Here is a 15262-nt window from a genome sequence, read left to right on the forward strand (position 1 = left end):
TCCGACTTCATCACATCTCATTTCTTGATCAGTCAAACTATGACACTCAGCCTTAGCGCCGCTCGCAATATCCACCTGGCGGCGCAAGGCTTGCTCACTCCGCACAAGAAACGCGCCAGCAAACAGAGCGTGCTCGATACCATAGCTCAGATGGGTTTGCTGCAAATCGATACCATCCATGTCGTCGCCCGTAGCCCCTACTTAGTGTTGTGGAGCCGTCTTGGCGATTATCAGCCTGAATGGTTAGATCAGCATTTAGCAGAAGGAAGCTTGTTCGAATATTGGTCGCATGAAGCCTGCTTTTTGCCGATCGAAAGCTTCGGGCGCTATCGTCGCCAAATGCTGAATCCCGAAGGCCTCGGTTGGAAATATAACGAGCGCTGGTTACGCGACAATCAACAACACGTCGATCACATTATCAAGCACATCAAACAGTTTGGTGAATGCCGCTCTGCCGATTTCGAGCGACAAGATGGTAAGTCTGGTGGTTGGTGGGAATGGAAACCAGAGAAGCGTTCACTCGAGGTCTTATTCACCTTAGGCAAAGTCATGGTGGCGCGACGCGAACGCTTCCAACGTGTCTACGATTTGACCGAACGCGTACATCCCACTTGGAATGACAAACGCGATTTGCGTCCACTCAAAGAAACCCAACAAGCACAAGTGCTCGACGCCGTCAAAGCGCTCGGCATTTGCAAAGCGAGTTGGATTGGCGATTACTATCGCATGAAAAAACTGGACGCCCACCTGCGTCCCGACCATCTCGTTGATCAAGGATTGTTGTGCGCGACCGAGGTCGATAGGTGGGGTGAAACGGCGTATTACCACCCCGCGCAACAAAGCCTAATCGAGCAGGCGGCAGCAGGCCAACTACGGGCTACGCACAGCAGTTTGTTGTCGCCCTTCGATCCCGTGGTCTGGGACCGTAAACGCGCAAGTGATTTGTTCGCGTTCGATTACAAACTCGAGTGTTATACGCCCGAAGCCAAACGCCGCTATGGCTATTTCTGTCTACCGATTTTACGACGAGGGAAATTGATAGGCCGACTCGACGCCAAAGCGCATCGCAAACAGGGCGTAATGGAAATCAAAGCACTGTATCTCGAAGATGGCGTCGCCAGCAGTGACGCCTTAGCCAAAGATCTCGCAAAGACACTACAAGCCTTCGCCGCTTGGCATCAAACACCAAGTGTGAAGATAGAGCAATGTACTGACAAAGCGCTCAAAAAAAATCTGATTGCTCTACTCAAGACTTAATTAAGCCGAAGCAGCTGGTCGGCTCAAACCTTTCGGCAACGGAAAGGTCACGTTCTCTTCTTCGCCATCCAGCTTACGCACACTCTTCGCACCAAACGCTTTCAAGCGCGCGATCACTTGTTCGACCAAGACTTCGGGCGCTGAGGCACCGGCGGTCACACCCACTCGCACCGCTTTGGCGAGCCAATCGGCATTGATGTCATCGGCTTTATCGACCATATACGCTGGCGTGCCCATTTTCTCGGCGACTTCACGCAGACGATTGGAGTTAGAACTGTTTTTGCTACCCACCACAATCACGACATCGACTTGCGGCGCCATGAACTTCACCGCCGCCTGACGGTTGGTGGTCGCATAACAAATATCGCCCTTCTTAGGTTCGGCGATCAAGGGGAAACGTGCTTTCAGTGCGGCGATGATATCGGCGGTATCGTCCACCGACAAAGTCGTCTGCGACACATAGGCCAACAAGCTGGGATCGTTGACCTGCAAACTCGCGACATCCTCGACCGTTTCGACCAAGTACATCCCGTCTTCACTCTGCCCCATCGTGCCTTCCACTTCAGGATGACCTTGATGGCCGATCATAATAATTTCGCGACCTTCTTTGCGCATTTTCGACACTTCGATATGCACCTTGGTCACCAAAGGACAAGTCGCATCAAAGATTTTCAAACCGCGCTGATCCGCATCTTCACGGATCGCTTGCGAGACGCCATGTGCGGAAAAAATGAGGGTACTGCCAGCAGGAACTTCATCAAGATCTTCGATAAAGATCGCGCCCTTCTGACGCAAATCATTGACCACATAGGCATTGTGAACGATCTCATGGCGCACATAAATCGGCGCGCCAAACTGCGCCAAAGCTAACTCAACAATATCAATCGCACGATCTACACCAGCGCAAAAACCGCGCGGTTGTGCCAACAAGATTTCTTGTTGGGCTTGGTTCGATGTTTCGCCCATAGGATTCACTACTTGATTCATGTTTTTCGCTCACAGAATGCCGATGATTTTGGTTTCGAACAAAACGCGTTCTCCGGCCAAGGGATGGTTGAAATCAAACAGCGCGGACTCTTCATCCAACTCTTGAATCACACCGGCAAAACGACCGCCCGACGGCGCAGTGAAATCAATCAAATCACCCACTTTAAATTCTTCACCGAAGGCGGAGTTTTCGCGCAAGGTTTTCAAGGATACGCGTTGTACCAAATCCGGATTACGCAATCCAAATGCCTGCTCCGGTGCCAGTTCTTGCGTCGTATGCGAGCCTTCTTCCAAACCCAACAAGGCCTCTTCCAAGAATGGCGCTAACTGGCCTTGGCCCAGCAACAAGGTCGCCGGACTCTCATGAAAAGTCGAAATAATATCTTCGCCATCGAGCGTGGCGAGACGGTAATGCAACGTTAAATACGCACCATTATTAACAACAAGTATAGACTTTTCTGACATAATTATTTAGATTGCATTGTCGCGCCTTGATATTCGCCTTGATATTCAATACCGACAATGATGGTTCCCTGATAGTGATTGCTTGAGGATTGAATCGTTCGAAGCGGGCTACGCCGCTCAAACCTGCAAACCAGTATTGTAAGCGAGGTCGCCCAGAATTGCGCCCTAGCCCTTAGAACTAACATGGAGAAAACTTATGGGTATCAATGATTGGCCTGAAGATCAACGTCCCCGCGAACGCCTGATACGGCAAGGCGCGGTTGCTTTATCCGACGCCGAATTGTTAGCGGTTTTCTTGCGCGTGGGGGTCAAAGGCAGAAGTGCAGTCGACCTTGGGCGCGAGATGCTGCAAGAATTCGGCTCGCTGCGCGCCCTTTTCGGTGCCAGCCTCAGCGATTTCTCGCAAATCCACGGCCTCGGCAGCGCCAAGTTCGCTCAACTGCAAGCCGTGCTCGAACTCGCCAAACGTTCGATCTCAGAAGAGTTACAAAGCCAATCCTCACTCTCGTCACCACAGGCGGTTAAACAATTTTTGCAGCTGCAACTCGGACACAAAGCCTACGAATGCTTTAGTGTGCTCTTCCTTGATGTGAAAAACCGTCTGATTCACGCCCAGGAATTATTTCGTGGCAGCCTGAGCCATGCCAGTGTCTACCCACGCGAAGTGGTCAAACTGGCGCTGGCCCACAATGCCGCCAGCCTGATCTTGGCGCACAACCACCCTTCCGGTTCAACCGAGCCCAGCCAAGCCGATTTAAGCCTGACGCAAACCCTCAAATCTGCCCTGAATTTGGTCGATATTCGGGTTCTAGACCATTTTATCGTTGCCAATAGCCACATTTATTCCTTCGCCGAACATGGGCAAATTTGAGCTTCACACCATGCGTAAACCACTGTTCTCATAGGAGAAAACCACGCACAGTTCAACTGAAAATCAAATTGTTAAATTTTTTAATTGCTAGAATTTACAATTGTTTTTCGCAAGTCGTTGATATTCCGAAGTTTTTTCGCTATACTTCTGTTTTTTCCAATTTCGGAAATCAATTAAGGAGTGAAACATGGCGCGTGTATGCCAAGTTACTGGGAAGGGGCCAATGGTTGGCAACAATGTTTCCCATGCAAACAACAAAACTAAACGTCGCTTTTTGCCTAACCTGCAAAACCGTCGCTTTTTCGTAGAATCTGAGAATCGCTGGGTTTCCTTGCGTTTGTCTAACGCAGGTTTGCGTGTAGTTGACAAAATCGGTATCGATGCCGTTTTGGCCGACTTACGTGCTCGCGGCGAAAAAGTTTAAGCTGACGCTGTTCACAGAAATACTTGTTAGGAAAATATCATGGCTAAATCTGGTCGCGACAAAATCAAACTAGAATCGACTGCTGGCACGGGTCACTTCTACACGACATCGAAAAACAAACGTACGATGCCTGAAAAAATGGAAATCATGAAGTTCGATCCAAAGGCACGTAAGCACGTTATCTACAAAGAAACAAAAATCAAGTAATCTTGTTTTTCGTCTCTTAAGATGTCAAAAAAACCTGCAAATTTTTGCAGGTTTTTTTTCGTCCAGGTTTTACCGGTTACGTCAATGGCGCTTAAAGAATGCAGAGTGAGTGTTTATCTGTGTCTTAAGAAAGTTGAAATTTAATTACTCATTTAGCATTAATATGTTACTTTCGTTTCTTTGCTTCAAAACAAATTAGGTACTTAAATGAACTTGACGACACTCTTAGATTCGAACGTCGTGAAAATAGTGCGAGGTGACTGTTTAATTGATGAGCTTGAGAATGAGGACCATGCAGGCCCACTTGAAATTGAGTTTTCTAACGGGGGAGCGCTTCAGTTTCGACTGGGCGATGACGCGGTCATTGTTATCCTCAACCTTCTTGGCCGTGAATCTCCGCGTCTGATCGGCGAACTTAGCGAATATCAGCCGATTGAAGTTGCTTTGGGCGGATGCATGGCAAATGGAGTAATAAAAATAACTGGTGTTAATCCAATTGAATGGGACGGGTTGGTTGTTGGTTATCGACTGGATTTTGGCAGTAGCAATTTTATTTGCTATTACAACGCAGGTGATTACGCAAAGATCTATCGCAACGAGATGCCGCGTTCGCTCGGCGGTGGACACGAGTTAATCTTTAGGGGGCGCATGCTCAGTCCGTAACAATTCGTATATGGACTCTCCCCCAAAGTACAAGAAATTAATCAATAGTTTTGGCGCGTGGAATAAGCCTGCAGTCGTATATCCGGCATCTAATGTGGAATCTATTGTGTCCCGTGCCGACATGGAATCTGCGTGATCATTGCGCCACTCGTTACAAGCGGCAGGCGTGAAGCTGCCGGAAGAGTTATCGGCGTTTTGATGATCTGATTTCGATCCGTTGTGCCATGTTGGATAACAGTATCTACGCGGGCTGTGTCTTGAGAGAGTTGGAACTTCGTTGCTGATTTGGCATTAATATGTTAATTTGTTTTTTTCACTTTAATACAAGTTAGGCATGCCCACGAGATGACGATATTCGGTGATATCTCTTCCTTCGCCATTGAGGCCATGATCGAGCCTCATCTTGTTCCACCCTCTATTCCTTGGGGAAGAATGAGGATTTGGTGCCAAGGTGTCTCTCTCGGCAACTTTGATGATGAGCATTGCGGTCTAGATCAATCATTTGATGGCCTGCATGACATTGCCAACCAACTCGATTCTTATTGGCTTGATGAGTTTGCCTCAATGCCGCCAATCGAGATCATCGATCTCCTTGATGCTCACCTATTCGGTTGGTGTGGCGATGAGGAGCTTGAGGATGAACGTTCGCTTGAAGAACTTCGAAAAGATGTTGATCGATACGGGAGGTTCTCAATCATGACCAATTGGGGTGAGCAATTCGATGGTATTGAAAAGCCATTCATCCTTTGTCCCCCAACTGGAGCGGTCCACATTCTCTCCAGAGGGTTCGATCCCGATTCCAATTTCACCCTTCTCACAACTCGGGCAGACTTCATTTCGGCGGTGAACAATGCTTACATCTGGTTTCAAGAACAAAGGCATGCATTGAGTGAGCCTCGGCATGCCTAACCAATCAATGTAGCCGTCGGCACCGCTACGCGGTCCCGGGTCTTATTTCGAAGGTTATTGACTATGCATCCCATCCACTTCTACGAAACAAACAAGCCATATGGTTGTTTCTCGAACTTTGCTCGATTTCCAATCCTAGTTGATGGGACGGAATGGCCCACAAGCGAGCACTACTTCCAAGCTTCAAAGTTCACCTCCGAGAAGGATCGCGAAGAGGTCCGAGCGGCTTCTACGCCATATAAGGCGGCCCAAATTGGCCGAGAGAGAAATAGATCGTTTCGATCCGATTGGGATCAGGTCAGAGACCAATTCATGAGAATTGCTCTCGCCGCAAAATTCGGTGAACATCCAAAATTAATGCAACTTTTGATTTCAACGGGCAATTGCGTCTTAATTGAGCACACTTCAAACGATTCGTACTGGGCTGATGGTGGCGATGGATCAGGTAGAAATCGGCTCGGAGAATTGCTCATGGAGTTGCGCGCTTCCGTTCAACCTACCCCGTGCCCATTTTTCGTGCCTCCGTGGATCAAATACCCCGATATTGAACCTTCAGATATGCATTGGAGAATGGGTGCTGGAGAAGACTACCTTACCAATTGTTCGAAATGGTACAGCTCCCTTCCGAAGGATGTGCGAGATGAATACAACACATATTTTCGTGCTCCTCCCGAATGGTCACAGTCGTGGCACTCAATCTAATCACTCCATGCACTCAACCGCTATCGCTGAGCGGCCTCGACGGTGCTGTCGAATCGTTATCACTTAGGACTTTTATGATGGACAAGCCTACTGAAAAACTTCTAGTTGCTGCTGAACTACTAGATCGTGCACTTCGTTTGTGTTACGGCGGAGACTCATTTTTTTCGGCTCTTCATTTAGCTGGTGCTGCGGAAGAGATTTTCGGTGCCTATGTTACGCGTAAGGGAGGAAAGTCAGCTTTCAAGAATTTGCAGACAGGTGCGATTGAGCTTTCTCAACACTTCAACGACGGTTCAGATTCGACGCCAAAAGACATCGCGGATTTATTGAACTCTGCAAAGAATCGAACTAAACATTTGCATGTTGATGCAAATGATGACGACAATATTTACTTCGAACCAAAGCGTCAAGCGCATGATCTATTGGATCGCGCTGTATCAAACTATTACTGTTTAATGGCCCATTTTGAACTCCCAGAAACCGAGCTTGTTCGAAGATTCAATTCTGGGCTGATTAGCAGAGAAACATAATAAGACAGTCGTGGGGATCACCAAAAATTTGTTCGCTTACTGATAAATTTATGTCGACGGTGATCCTGACACATCCATACTACGTCACAATTCCAAAGCTCTTTTTAAACATCACCAAACAAAAATGGCGCCCAAGGCGCCATCTTTAATTCCGACTTCAATCTCTCATTTACGCATAGGTACGCAAACGGAACGAAAATTCTTGCAATGCTTTGATGCCAGAGGCTTCGGCACGAGTGCACCAATCTTGCAATTGAACTAGCAATTGTTCCCGCGTTGCATTAGAACGTTCCCAGATCGCATTCAATTCCAAGCGCATGTCGTGCATGGTTTTGAGTGCTGCGCTGTGATCGAATAATTCGCGCAAGGTTTGTACTTGCATTGCTTCCAGTTTGCCTGGTTCGAGTTGTAAAGCTTTCTTGGCAGACTTCAAAAAACCTTTTTCCAATTGGGCTTTTTGACGCAATTCTTGCAACTCTTCCGCCCATTCTTTTTTCAAAGATTTAGCATACTTCGCCATCACATCGTAACGATTGGTGATCACGGCTTGCAGTGTGTCGATATCAACCAAACTCTTATCTTTCAAGAATTTTGGTTTTGGTGCAACTTTCTTCACTTTCGCCAAATGCAGAATTTCCAAGGTGCGGATATAGCCCCAGCCGATATCGAACTCATACCATTTGGAAGACAATTTGGCAGAGGTGCCGAAGGTGTGGTGATTGTTGTGCAGCTCTTCACCGCCAATCAAAATACCCCAAGGCACGATGTTGGTCGCTGCATCATTCGATTCGTAATTGCGATAGCCCCAGTAGTGGCCGATACCATTGATGATGCCCGCAGCGGTAATGGGAATCCACAACATTTGAACAGCCCATACTGTCACGCCGATCACGCCAAACAACATGAAGTCGATGATCAACATCAACGCTACACCCTGCCAGCTGAAACGTGTGTACAAATTGCGTTCGATCCAGTCGTCCGGTGTGCCCATGCCGTACTTAGCAATGGTTTCTTTATTTTTCGATTCAGTACGATATAACTCCGCACCTTCCAACAATACTTTCTTAATACCGCGTGTGACTGGGCTGTGTGGATCTTCTTCAGTCTCGCACTTTGCATGGTGCTTACGATGCACCGCTGCCCACTCTTTGGTGACTTGACCAGTCGTCAGCCATAACCAAAAACGGAAGAAATGACTCGGAATCGCGTGCAACTCTAAGGCACGGTGCGCTTGGCAACGGTGCAAAAAGATAGTGACACTCGCGATGGTAATATGGGTCACGACCATGGTGAAAATGAACACTTGCCAAGCGGTGGCGCCGGTAATGCCATTGATCAAAAAGTCGACCGTGCTATCAATAAAATTACTCAAGTTCTACTCCAGTTTTACTAAAACCTACTACACCCTTACAAGGCGTCAGGGACTCACTAAATTGTACGCCTGTTTCCACAAGCAAAAAGACTCAACAACACAAATACGACGTTACTTTTTCGCTTCTGCTTGATAAATCGTTACGTCTCGATGTGGATATGGCAATTCGACATTCAATTCTTTTAATAGAGCGAGAATCGCCAAGTTCACCTCAGAAGTAATGTTCGTACGACCGTTTTCAGGATCATCAATCCAGAAACCTACCCGCACTTCAAAACCATCTGCCCCAAAGCGCAGCAAATATGATGAAGGTGGAATCGTTTTTGAAATACGCGGCACTTCGCTAACAACTTCGATCAGACGCGGCAACAAGACGTTCAAATCAGTTTTGTAATCGACCGTGAATTCGGTCGTCAACACCACTGCTCTATCTGACAAGGACAAATTCTGAACGGGGTTGGACACCAGCATTTCATTGGGAATAATCGACTCAACGCCATCGAGCCCTTTAAGTACCGTGTAACGCGTATTAATTTGCGTGACACGACCGCTATATTTATCGACCGTAATCATGTCGTCTATCGACAAACTACGATCAAACAAAATGATGAAGCCCGAGACATAGCTACTCGTGATGCGTTGCAAACCAAAGCCCAAACCTACACCAAGTGCGCCGCCAAAGACCGATAAAACCGTTAGATCAATTCCGACCAGCGACAAGCTCATCAAGATCGCTGCCAAAATAAACAGCGCACGACCTAAACGTGCCAGCACCACTTTGAGCGAAGAATGCATGCTTGGAATTTGCATCAAGCGCGCCTCGAGCATGGCACTAATCCACAAAGCCAATACGACTGTGAGAGCGACCGAGCCGAGCGCCTGCAGAATCGCAAGCAAACTAATCTTGGTCTTACCGAGTGGTAGAACAATCTCATCTAGAGCGTAGGCTAACTCGCCCCACAGACCAGTCATGTAGAGCACCACGCCGATCCACACTAAGGCCGCGAAGACTTTTTCGAAAACCAAGAAGGTACTGCCAGCAGCCCCTTCGCGAATGAAGGCGCGTCGAAAAACGTAAAAGCTAAACCGTATCAACGCGAACGACGACAGAATCGGAAAGGACAATTTCAGCAGAGCTGTGTGCTGATACTTTGCCAAAAACAATTTGGTAAGGAACAGCAAGGCCAATGCCAACAAGGGCCACAAGACGCGAGAAAAACTTTCCACGCCTATCTTCACAACATCCGAAGTCTCACCGACTTGATCGAACTTTTTCTGGATTTGCCGTGAAACGAACCAAGCAATCACGATACAAAGAACAATGCTGAGGGCTTGCCACGTTAAGCTGGCGTAACCCAGATCAGCGGAGATTTCTGCAACCAGTTGTGAGATCGACTGCGTTCCCATGATTTGCAACATTCTTGATAAAACCTTGTTTCGGAAAATTATTCAGCGTGGCCTACGTCTTATGCATCTTGTGCGTCTTTTGTTTCTTTAGCGACTGTGCCGTCTTTCGCTGCGTCCTTCGCGCTCGCCTTCTTACGTTGCATGACTGCAGCAAAGAAGCCGTCGGTGTGATGACGATGCGGGTAGAGTTTCAAGTAATCACCCATCTCGAGTTCGATTTTTTGCTCTTGCAAGACTTGTGACGCAGGCAGCAATTCAAAATCAGGATGATTCGTCAAAAACTGTTGCACGATGCCTTCGTTCTCTTCATCGAGAATACTGCAGGTCGCGTACACCAAACGACCACCAGCTTTCACCAATCGCGCTGCACTATCGAGAATGGAGGCTTGCTTCTCGTTTAATTCCGCCACGCCTTTTTCATTCTGACGCCATTTCACATCAGGATTACGACGCAAAGTACCGAGACCACTACATGGTGCATCAACCAAAACGCGATCGAGCTTACCGGCCAGGCGTTTGATCTTAGCGTCGCGTTCATGTGCGATAACGACGGGATGTACATTCGACAAACCACTACGCGCCAAGCGTGGCTTCAATTTTGCCAAACGCTTTTCTGAAATATCAAAGGCATACAAGCGGCCGGTGTTGCGCATAATCGCGCCCAAAGCCAAGGTCTTGCCGCCAGCACCAGCGCAGAAATCCGCCACCATCTCGCCGCGTTTCGCGCCAACTAATTGCGCCAGAATTTGGCTGCCTTCATCTTGCACTTCGATCGTGCCATCTTTAAACAAAGGCAGATTTTGAATCGAAGGCTTTTTGACGACGCGCAAACCCGTTGCCGCGTAAGGCGTTGGTTCGGCAATAATTGGAGCCTCCGCCAAGGATGCTGCCACCGTCTCACGATTCGACTTCAAGGTATTCACGCGCAAATCAAGTGAGGCTGGCGAATTCAAAGACGCCACCAATTGCAAAGCTTCCTCTTCGCCAAAATTGGCTGCGAGGCGTTGCCACAGCCAATCCGGCATATTCGATTTCAATTGCAAAGGCAGATGGCTACGATCCATCTCCATCACGCGTTGCAGCCAATTGGTTTCTTCTTCGCTGAGACCACCGAGTGCGTCGATACCAACTGCATCGGCCAAGCCCAACAAACTCAGACGACGCATCACGGGACCGACGCCAGATTCTGAAAAACTAGTGTAGACACTCTTATTGCGCAGCAAACCGTAAATCGCTTCGGCGATCACACCGCGTTCCCGAGAACCCAAACGTGGATGCTCACGGAAATAGCGCGACAAGGTGCCATCTGCTGGCCCTGTAAAACGCAAAATCTCGCGCAAAACTTCCTCGGTATGGCCAACGATGGCTGGTGGTAATCTCATAGTAAACCTCAATCTGATGTTGGCATGCCCGCACTCAATGTACGACACTGCCTTGGTATTGATGTGCGCATGGGGATGCGCTTAGTATTTGCTTCGTATTCGCCTAGTAATTCTTCGCAGTTTCTTTTTGCAAAACATTTTATACAAAGAACTGATGCGTCTAATTTAGAACTGGCTGGTATCCGTGTGAATCAAGACGCGATCGCCCTGCACTTCCAATTTATCTTCAACAAATAAGCGTACTGCGCGTGGATAAATGATGTGTTCTTTTTCCAATAAGCGCTGTGCCAGACTATCCGCGGTATCGTCATTGGAGACGCGAATACACGCTTGATCAATGATAGGACCATGATCCAGTTCAGCCGTGACGAAGTGCACGGTAGCACCATGCAACTTCACCCCTGCATCGAGTGCTTGCTGATGCGTATGCAAACCTACAAAACTCGGCAATAAAGAAGGATGAATATTGATGATACGGTTTTCGTAGTGCTGCACAAACGCTGGTGTCAAGATACGCATAAAGCCCGCCAAAACGACGAGGTCAGCACCTATCTTGTCGATTTCTTGTTGGAGCGCGAGATCAAAACTTTCGCGGGAGGCAAAGGTCTTGCTTTCTACGACCACGGTTGGAATACCTTGGCTTTGCGCAAATTGCAGGCCAGCGGCATCGGGTTTGTTGCTAATCACTGCAGCAATTTCTGCTGCCCATTGCTCGCGTTGCGCGGCTTGAACGATGGCTTGCATATTGCTGCCACGTCCGGAGATTAGGATAACGATTTTCTTCATGTCAGCATTGTACCTGTGTCCCCCTGCAAACCCCAAGGAAATCACCAAAAAACCCAGAAAATCAAGGCATTACAGTAAATGTTGTAGGCAATCAGGCTAGATTTTTAGAAAAGTTTTCAAGACTCCTTCGTTTCGAACGCTTAAACAAAGGAGTAAAACATGCGGAATGGAATTTGACGTTTAGCCCAAAAATCGGAGGCGTCACGAAACACGTCGATCAAGGTTTCGCGGGCATCGCGGTCAAAGCCATCGGTATAGGGAATCTGCTCGACCACGACCACGAAGCCATTTTGCTTACCAGCGCGATGCACGCTATCGGTTAAGCAATCGTATAAAGCATCAAAGTTTTGTCCGAAATGTTCGGGAAATCCAAAAGCTTTGCCTATCGCCTGCAATACATCATCTTTGTTACCGGCCTGACCACAGTACGCATACAAAAAATGATGCCCTAGTTCTTCAGCGCTGTGCTGCAAATCTGTGACACGATTGGCGCGTATCGATTGCACCATATTGCTCGCTAAGTGTTGAATCACATTCATAATGGCCCTCCCAACTTACTCTTTCATATCCACGTTTTTACTGATGCAACTTGCTCGCTAATGATCGACTCATGATTGACTCAGGCTTGATTCATCATCGAACGATTCTTTGATATTTTCCGTAACAAAGTCACCGAAGATCGACCACCCGTCGAAACGATCGGTAATGATCATCAGTATAAAAATACTGCATTCCACGCCCTTCGCCACCCGTGATAATGCGACGTGCGCCACGATTTCTCGCGTACGGCGTTTTTACGGTGTATTCGCGGTAATAGCCACGACTTTGTTTTGGCAAACGTTTCTCGTAATTGCCGAATACAGATCCATCTTTATCATAGGGAAATGGACCGCCTTTTTGAATCAGGCTGATTGTCGTTTTGGCTTCGCGTGGTAAATCCTGATAGGCGACTTGATCTGCCGCCTGCACCTGCGTAATACCAAGACATAACAACAAGAAAAAACAGACGCTCGCGCGCCACCATCTGATCCATGCGGACATACTGAATTTCTCCAATCAATAACTCACTGAAGGCACTTCTCGCTTATCGAAATTGCTTACCGAACGCCCTTACCAAAAAACTGCACAACTTCGGCGCGCTTTGCATGGGTATCGCGCATACCAAGGTCGATCAACTCTCGCGTATAACTCGCTTCGAACAACAAGTAAGACGCCAGAGCAGAACCACGTGCCTCGGTCGCACCGATACCACCCAACATGGTGCGCACCGGCAGTGGCAAACTTTGAATGTGACGGCTGGCGATTTCATCGAGGCGTTCAGATGGTGCGATCACCAACAAATCAACCGGTTTCAGGGGTGTTTTTTCAAGGAGATCGGGCGGCAGCATCGACAAGGTTTTGTTGATGCGCGCTAAGCGTTCAATATCGACGGCCAAACTATCCAAGAAAATACTCGACATAGCATGACCCGCGATTTGAGCGAGACTTGGGTAGCGGGCGTTTTCAAAATTCTGACGTGGTGGTTCTGCCAAGCGACCTGCACCGATGATCAACACTTTGCTTGCACCAAGGTGAATCGCGGGCGAGATTGGTGCCAATTGGCGCATTGAGCCGTCACCACAATATTCGAGATGACCGCCCCAATTCAGCGCCACAGAAGGAAAAATAAAAGGAATCGCCGACGAAGCCAACAAATGCTGGACGCCGATGAAGTCGCGCTGTGCAAGACGTTGGGTACGCACCCACGGTTCAATGTCCGCGAGCGTCTGGTAAAAGGTCAGATGGTGACCCGTTGTGTACGAAGAAGCGGTCACCGCCAAGGCATGTAAATCACCACTGACAAAGGCTTGATCGAGGCGCTCCATATCGAGCATACGATGTAACAGGCCTTCCAGCGGAGAATTGTCGAGCAATGAAGTCGGTGGCGATTTGCGCCACTTGTTGAGCAACCATCCAAACGACATGATGGACAACCACCGCGCGCCGGACCGTATCACCCCGAGTGAGTCAGCACGATACACTTGAGCCGCTTCAAAATTGCTCCACACTTGATGGACATTGGTGATCGACTCACGAAAGTCATCTGCGCGGCAAGCCAAGGCCGTCGCATTGATGGCTCCCGCGGAAGTTCCACAAATAATACCGAAGGGATTATGACGCGCATCCCAGCCCTCTTCGAGCAGGATATCGGAAATAGCTTTCAGCACACCCACTTGATAGGCGGCACGTGCACCACCACCGGTGAGTATCAGTCCTGTGTTTGCATTTGCGTTCGCAGTAGCGGCCATGCGAAAACGGCTCCAAAAATCATATCAAATAGTGTCTTAGTGTATTCGTTGGCAAGAAAAAAGTCTGCATTTCCGACTATATTTCCTACAACTCAGTCACACTCAAACGACAATTGCTTGATTTTTGGAGCCGTCTTCCGAGGGGCGAAGCGCGGTGTTGGCCTTGCGCTTCGCTTTTACTTCTTATTTACTTCTTATTTACTTCTTTTTTACTTCTGATTTACTTCGGTTGCATACGAATTGCGCCGTCGAGACGAATCGTTTCGCCGTTCAACATCATGTTTTCAATGATGGACTTTGCCAATTGCGCGTATTCGTTCGGCTTGCCCAAACGAGATGGGAACGGAACCATTTTACCCAATGCGTCTTGCACTTCTTGCGGCATGCCAAGCAACATTGGTGTTTCGAAGATACCAGGAGCAATCGTCATTACGCGAATACCATTGCGCGACAAATCGCGAGCCATTGGCAAAGTCAAACCAACCACTGCAGCCTTGGAAGAAGCATATGCTGCTTGGCCGATTTGACCATCATAGGCTGCAACAGAAGCGGTATTGATGATGATGCCACGCTCTTCTTGTACTGCTTCGGTTTTGGACATCGCTTCAGCAGCCAAACGTGCCATGTTGAAGGTACCGACCAAATTAATGTTCACAACACGTTGGAACAGTTCCAAAGGATGTGCGCCGTCTTTACCCACTGTTTTAACTGCGGGCGCTACGCCAGCGCAGTTAATCAAACCACGCAAAGTACCCGCTGCCGTCGCCGCAGCCACCACCGCTTGTCCATCAGTTTCAGAAGTAACGTCACACTTCACAAAAATCGCATCCAATTCTTGCGCCAATTTTTGGCCCGCTTCGACTTGCACGTCAGCGATCACAACTTGACCGCCGTTGGCTTTGATCATACGTGCTGTTGCTTCACCCAAACCGGATGCGCCGCCTGTGATGATGAATACATTGTTTTGAATTTGCATAGTGTCCTCGACTGATGTACTTAGTGTCTTCTGAAT

At 48.2% G+C, this 15262-nt stretch carries 18 protein-coding genes; 8 read left to right on the forward strand and 10 right to left on the reverse strand.

What is annotated here, in order from left to right; genetic code table 11:
• The first annotated feature begins 39 nt into the window (after window positions 1-39).
• Window positions 40-1257, forward strand: coding sequence for a winged helix-turn-helix domain-containing protein (locus RF679_RS12835; RefSeq protein ID WP_309481028.1), 1218 nt, complete (start codon window positions 40-42; stop codon window positions 1255-1257).
• Here the strand turns inward: RF679_RS12835 and ispH are convergent, their stop codons facing one another.
• The gene (ispH, locus tag RF679_RS12840) at window positions 1258-2244 is read right to left on the reverse strand and encodes a 4-hydroxy-3-methylbut-2-enyl diphosphate reductase (RefSeq protein ID WP_309481029.1); all 987 of its coding nucleotides are present in this window, start codon (window positions 2242-2244) and stop codon (window positions 1258-1260) included. It lies immediately after the preceding gene.
• Window positions 2245-2253: 9 nt separating this feature from the next.
• Window positions 2254-2709 carry an FKBP-type peptidyl-prolyl cis-trans isomerase gene (locus RF679_RS12845; RefSeq protein ID WP_309481030.1) on the reverse strand — a complete coding sequence of 152 codons (456 nt, stop codon included), beginning with the start codon at window positions 2707-2709 and terminating at the stop codon, window positions 2254-2256.
• Window positions 2710-2905: 196 nt separating this feature from the next.
• Between RF679_RS12845 and radC the strand changes: the two genes are divergently transcribed.
• The 7 genes from radC to RF679_RS12875 all read left to right on the forward strand — a co-directional run bounded on the left by radC (window position 2906) and on the right by RF679_RS12875 (window position 7015).
• Window positions 2906-3580, forward strand: a complete 675-nt coding sequence (radC, locus tag RF679_RS12850) for a RadC family protein (protein ID WP_309481031.1) — start codon at window positions 2906-2908, stop codon at window positions 3578-3580.
• A gap of 187 nt (window positions 3581-3767) precedes the next feature.
• Window positions 3768-4004, forward strand: a complete 237-nt coding sequence (gene rpmB, locus RF679_RS12855; protein ID WP_309481032.1) for a 50S ribosomal protein L28 — start codon at window positions 3768-3770, stop codon at window positions 4002-4004.
• A 39-nt stretch (window positions 4005-4043) separates the two neighbouring features.
• Window positions 4044-4211: a 50S ribosomal protein L33 gene (rpmG, locus tag RF679_RS12860; RefSeq protein ID WP_110257750.1), complete on the forward strand. Its 168-nt coding sequence runs from the start codon at window positions 4044-4046 to the stop codon at window positions 4209-4211.
• Between the two features lie 207 nt (window positions 4212-4418).
• Window positions 4419-4874 (forward strand): hypothetical protein, encoded by a 456-nt coding sequence (locus RF679_RS12865; protein ID WP_309481033.1) that lies wholly within the window; start codon window positions 4419-4421, stop codon window positions 4872-4874.
• 345 nt (window positions 4875-5219) lie between these two features.
• Window positions 5220-5783 carry a hypothetical protein gene (locus RF679_RS12870; protein ID WP_309481034.1) on the forward strand — a complete coding sequence of 188 codons (564 nt, stop codon included), beginning with the start codon at window positions 5220-5222 and terminating at the stop codon, window positions 5781-5783.
• A gap of 63 nt (window positions 5784-5846) precedes the next feature.
• Window positions 5847-6485, forward strand: a complete 639-nt coding sequence (locus RF679_RS18920; protein ID WP_373921680.1) for an NADAR family protein — start codon at window positions 5847-5849, stop codon at window positions 6483-6485.
• On the forward strand, window positions 6470-7015 hold the full coding sequence (locus tag RF679_RS12875; RefSeq protein ID WP_309481035.1) for a hypothetical protein: 546 nt from the start codon (window positions 6470-6472) through the stop codon (window positions 7013-7015). Before RF679_RS18920 ends, RF679_RS12875 begins: the two co-directional genes overlap by 16 nt.
• A 169-nt stretch (window positions 7016-7184) precedes the next feature.
• On the opposite strand, the gene RF679_RS12880 is transcribed toward RF679_RS12875, so the two are convergent.
• From RF679_RS12880 to RF679_RS12915, 8 genes are all read right to left on the reverse strand, one after another.
• Window positions 7185-8387, reverse strand: a complete 1203-nt coding sequence (locus tag RF679_RS12880; protein WP_309481036.1) for a DesA family fatty acid desaturase — start codon at window positions 8385-8387, stop codon at window positions 7185-7187.
• Window positions 8388-8498: 111 nt separating this feature from the next.
• Complete coding sequence (locus RF679_RS12885; protein ID WP_309481037.1) at window positions 8499-9806, reverse strand: mechanosensitive ion channel family protein; 1308 nt, start codon at window positions 9804-9806, stop codon at window positions 8499-8501.
• Window positions 9807-9853: 47 nt separating this feature from the next.
• Window positions 9854-11176, reverse strand: a complete 1323-nt coding sequence (locus RF679_RS12890; protein ID WP_309481038.1) for an RsmB/NOP family class I SAM-dependent RNA methyltransferase — start codon at window positions 11174-11176, stop codon at window positions 9854-9856.
• Between the two features lie 165 nt (window positions 11177-11341).
• Window positions 11342-11962 carry a phosphoribosylglycinamide formyltransferase gene (gene purN / locus RF679_RS12895; protein WP_309481039.1) on the reverse strand — a complete coding sequence of 207 codons (621 nt, stop codon included), beginning with the start codon at window positions 11960-11962 and terminating at the stop codon, window positions 11342-11344.
• Window positions 11963-12102: 140 nt separating this feature from the next.
• A complete protein-coding gene (locus RF679_RS12900) occupies window positions 12103-12501 on the reverse strand; it encodes a barstar family protein (protein ID WP_373921681.1) in 399 nt (132 codons plus the stop codon).
• Between the two features lie 130 nt (window positions 12502-12631).
• Window positions 12632-13003: a guanyl-specific ribonuclease gene (locus tag RF679_RS12905; RefSeq protein WP_309481040.1), complete on the reverse strand. Its 372-nt coding sequence runs from the start codon at window positions 13001-13003 to the stop codon at window positions 12632-12634.
• 56 nt (window positions 13004-13059) lie between these two features.
• Window positions 13060-14250: a patatin-like phospholipase family protein gene (locus tag RF679_RS12910; protein WP_309481041.1), complete on the reverse strand. Its 1191-nt coding sequence runs from the start codon at window positions 14248-14250 to the stop codon at window positions 13060-13062.
• Window positions 14251-14470: 220 nt separating this feature from the next.
• Window positions 14471-15226 carry a 3-hydroxyacyl-CoA dehydrogenase gene (locus RF679_RS12915; protein WP_309481042.1) on the reverse strand — a complete coding sequence of 252 codons (756 nt, stop codon included), beginning with the start codon at window positions 15224-15226 and terminating at the stop codon, window positions 14471-14473.
• Window positions 15227-15262: the final 36 nt, after the last annotated feature.

Origin of the sequence: Undibacterium cyanobacteriorum (assembly GCF_031326225.1) — a bacterium.
GTDB classification, from domain to species: Bacteria; Pseudomonadota; Gammaproteobacteria; order Burkholderiales; family Burkholderiaceae_D; genus Undibacterium; species Undibacterium cyanobacteriorum.

Excerpts from the sequence above, each read along its gene's own strand:
- rpmB (WP_309481032.1), top strand. The coding sequence starts at position 3,768 with ATGGCGCGTGTATGCCAAGTTACTGGGAAGGGGCCAATGGTTGGCAAC.
- radC (WP_309481031.1), top strand. The coding sequence starts at position 2,906 with ATGGGTATCAATGATTGGCCTGAAGATCAACGTCCCCGCGAACGCCTG.
- RF679_RS12870 (WP_309481034.1), top strand. The coding sequence starts at position 5,220 with ATGACGATATTCGGTGATATCTCTTCCTTCGCCATTGAGGCCATGATC.
- RF679_RS12835 (WP_309481028.1), top strand. The coding sequence starts at position 40 with ATGACACTCAGCCTTAGCGCCGCTCGCAATATCCACCTGGCGGCGCAA.
- RF679_RS12845 (WP_309481030.1), bottom strand. The coding sequence starts at position 2,709 with ATGTCAGAAAAGTCTATACTTGTTGTTAATAATGGTGCGTATTTAACG.
- ispH (WP_309481029.1), bottom strand. The coding sequence starts at position 2,244 with ATGAATCAAGTAGTGAATCCTATGGGCGAAACATCGAACCAAGCCCAA.
- rpmG (WP_110257750.1), top strand. The coding sequence starts at position 4,044 with ATGGCTAAATCTGGTCGCGACAAAATCAAACTAGAATCGACTGCTGGC.
- RF679_RS12910 (WP_309481041.1), bottom strand. The coding sequence starts at position 14,250 with ATGGCCGCTACTGCGAACGCAAATGCAAACACAGGACTGATACTCACC.
- RF679_RS18920 (WP_373921680.1), top strand. The coding sequence starts at position 5,847 with ATGCATCCCATCCACTTCTACGAAACAAACAAGCCATATGGTTGTTTC.
- RF679_RS12900 (WP_373921681.1), bottom strand. The coding sequence starts at position 12,501 with ATGAATGTGATTCAACACTTAGCGAGCAATATGGTGCAATCGATACGC.
- RF679_RS12915 (WP_309481042.1), bottom strand. The coding sequence starts at position 15,226 with ATGCAAATTCAAAACAATGTATTCATCATCACAGGCGGCGCATCCGGT.
- RF679_RS12885 (WP_309481037.1), bottom strand. The coding sequence starts at position 9,806 with ATGTTGCAAATCATGGGAACGCAGTCGATCTCACAACTGGTTGCAGAA.
- purN (WP_309481039.1), bottom strand. The coding sequence starts at position 11,962 with ATGAAGAAAATCGTTATCCTAATCTCCGGACGTGGCAGCAATATGCAA.
- RF679_RS12890 (WP_309481038.1), bottom strand. The coding sequence starts at position 11,176 with ATGAGATTACCACCAGCCATCGTTGGCCATACCGAGGAAGTTTTGCGC.
- RF679_RS12865 (WP_309481033.1), top strand. The coding sequence starts at position 4,419 with ATGAACTTGACGACACTCTTAGATTCGAACGTCGTGAAAATAGTGCGA.
- RF679_RS12905 (WP_309481040.1), bottom strand. The coding sequence starts at position 13,003 with ATGTCCGCATGGATCAGATGGTGGCGCGCGAGCGTCTGTTTTTTCTTG.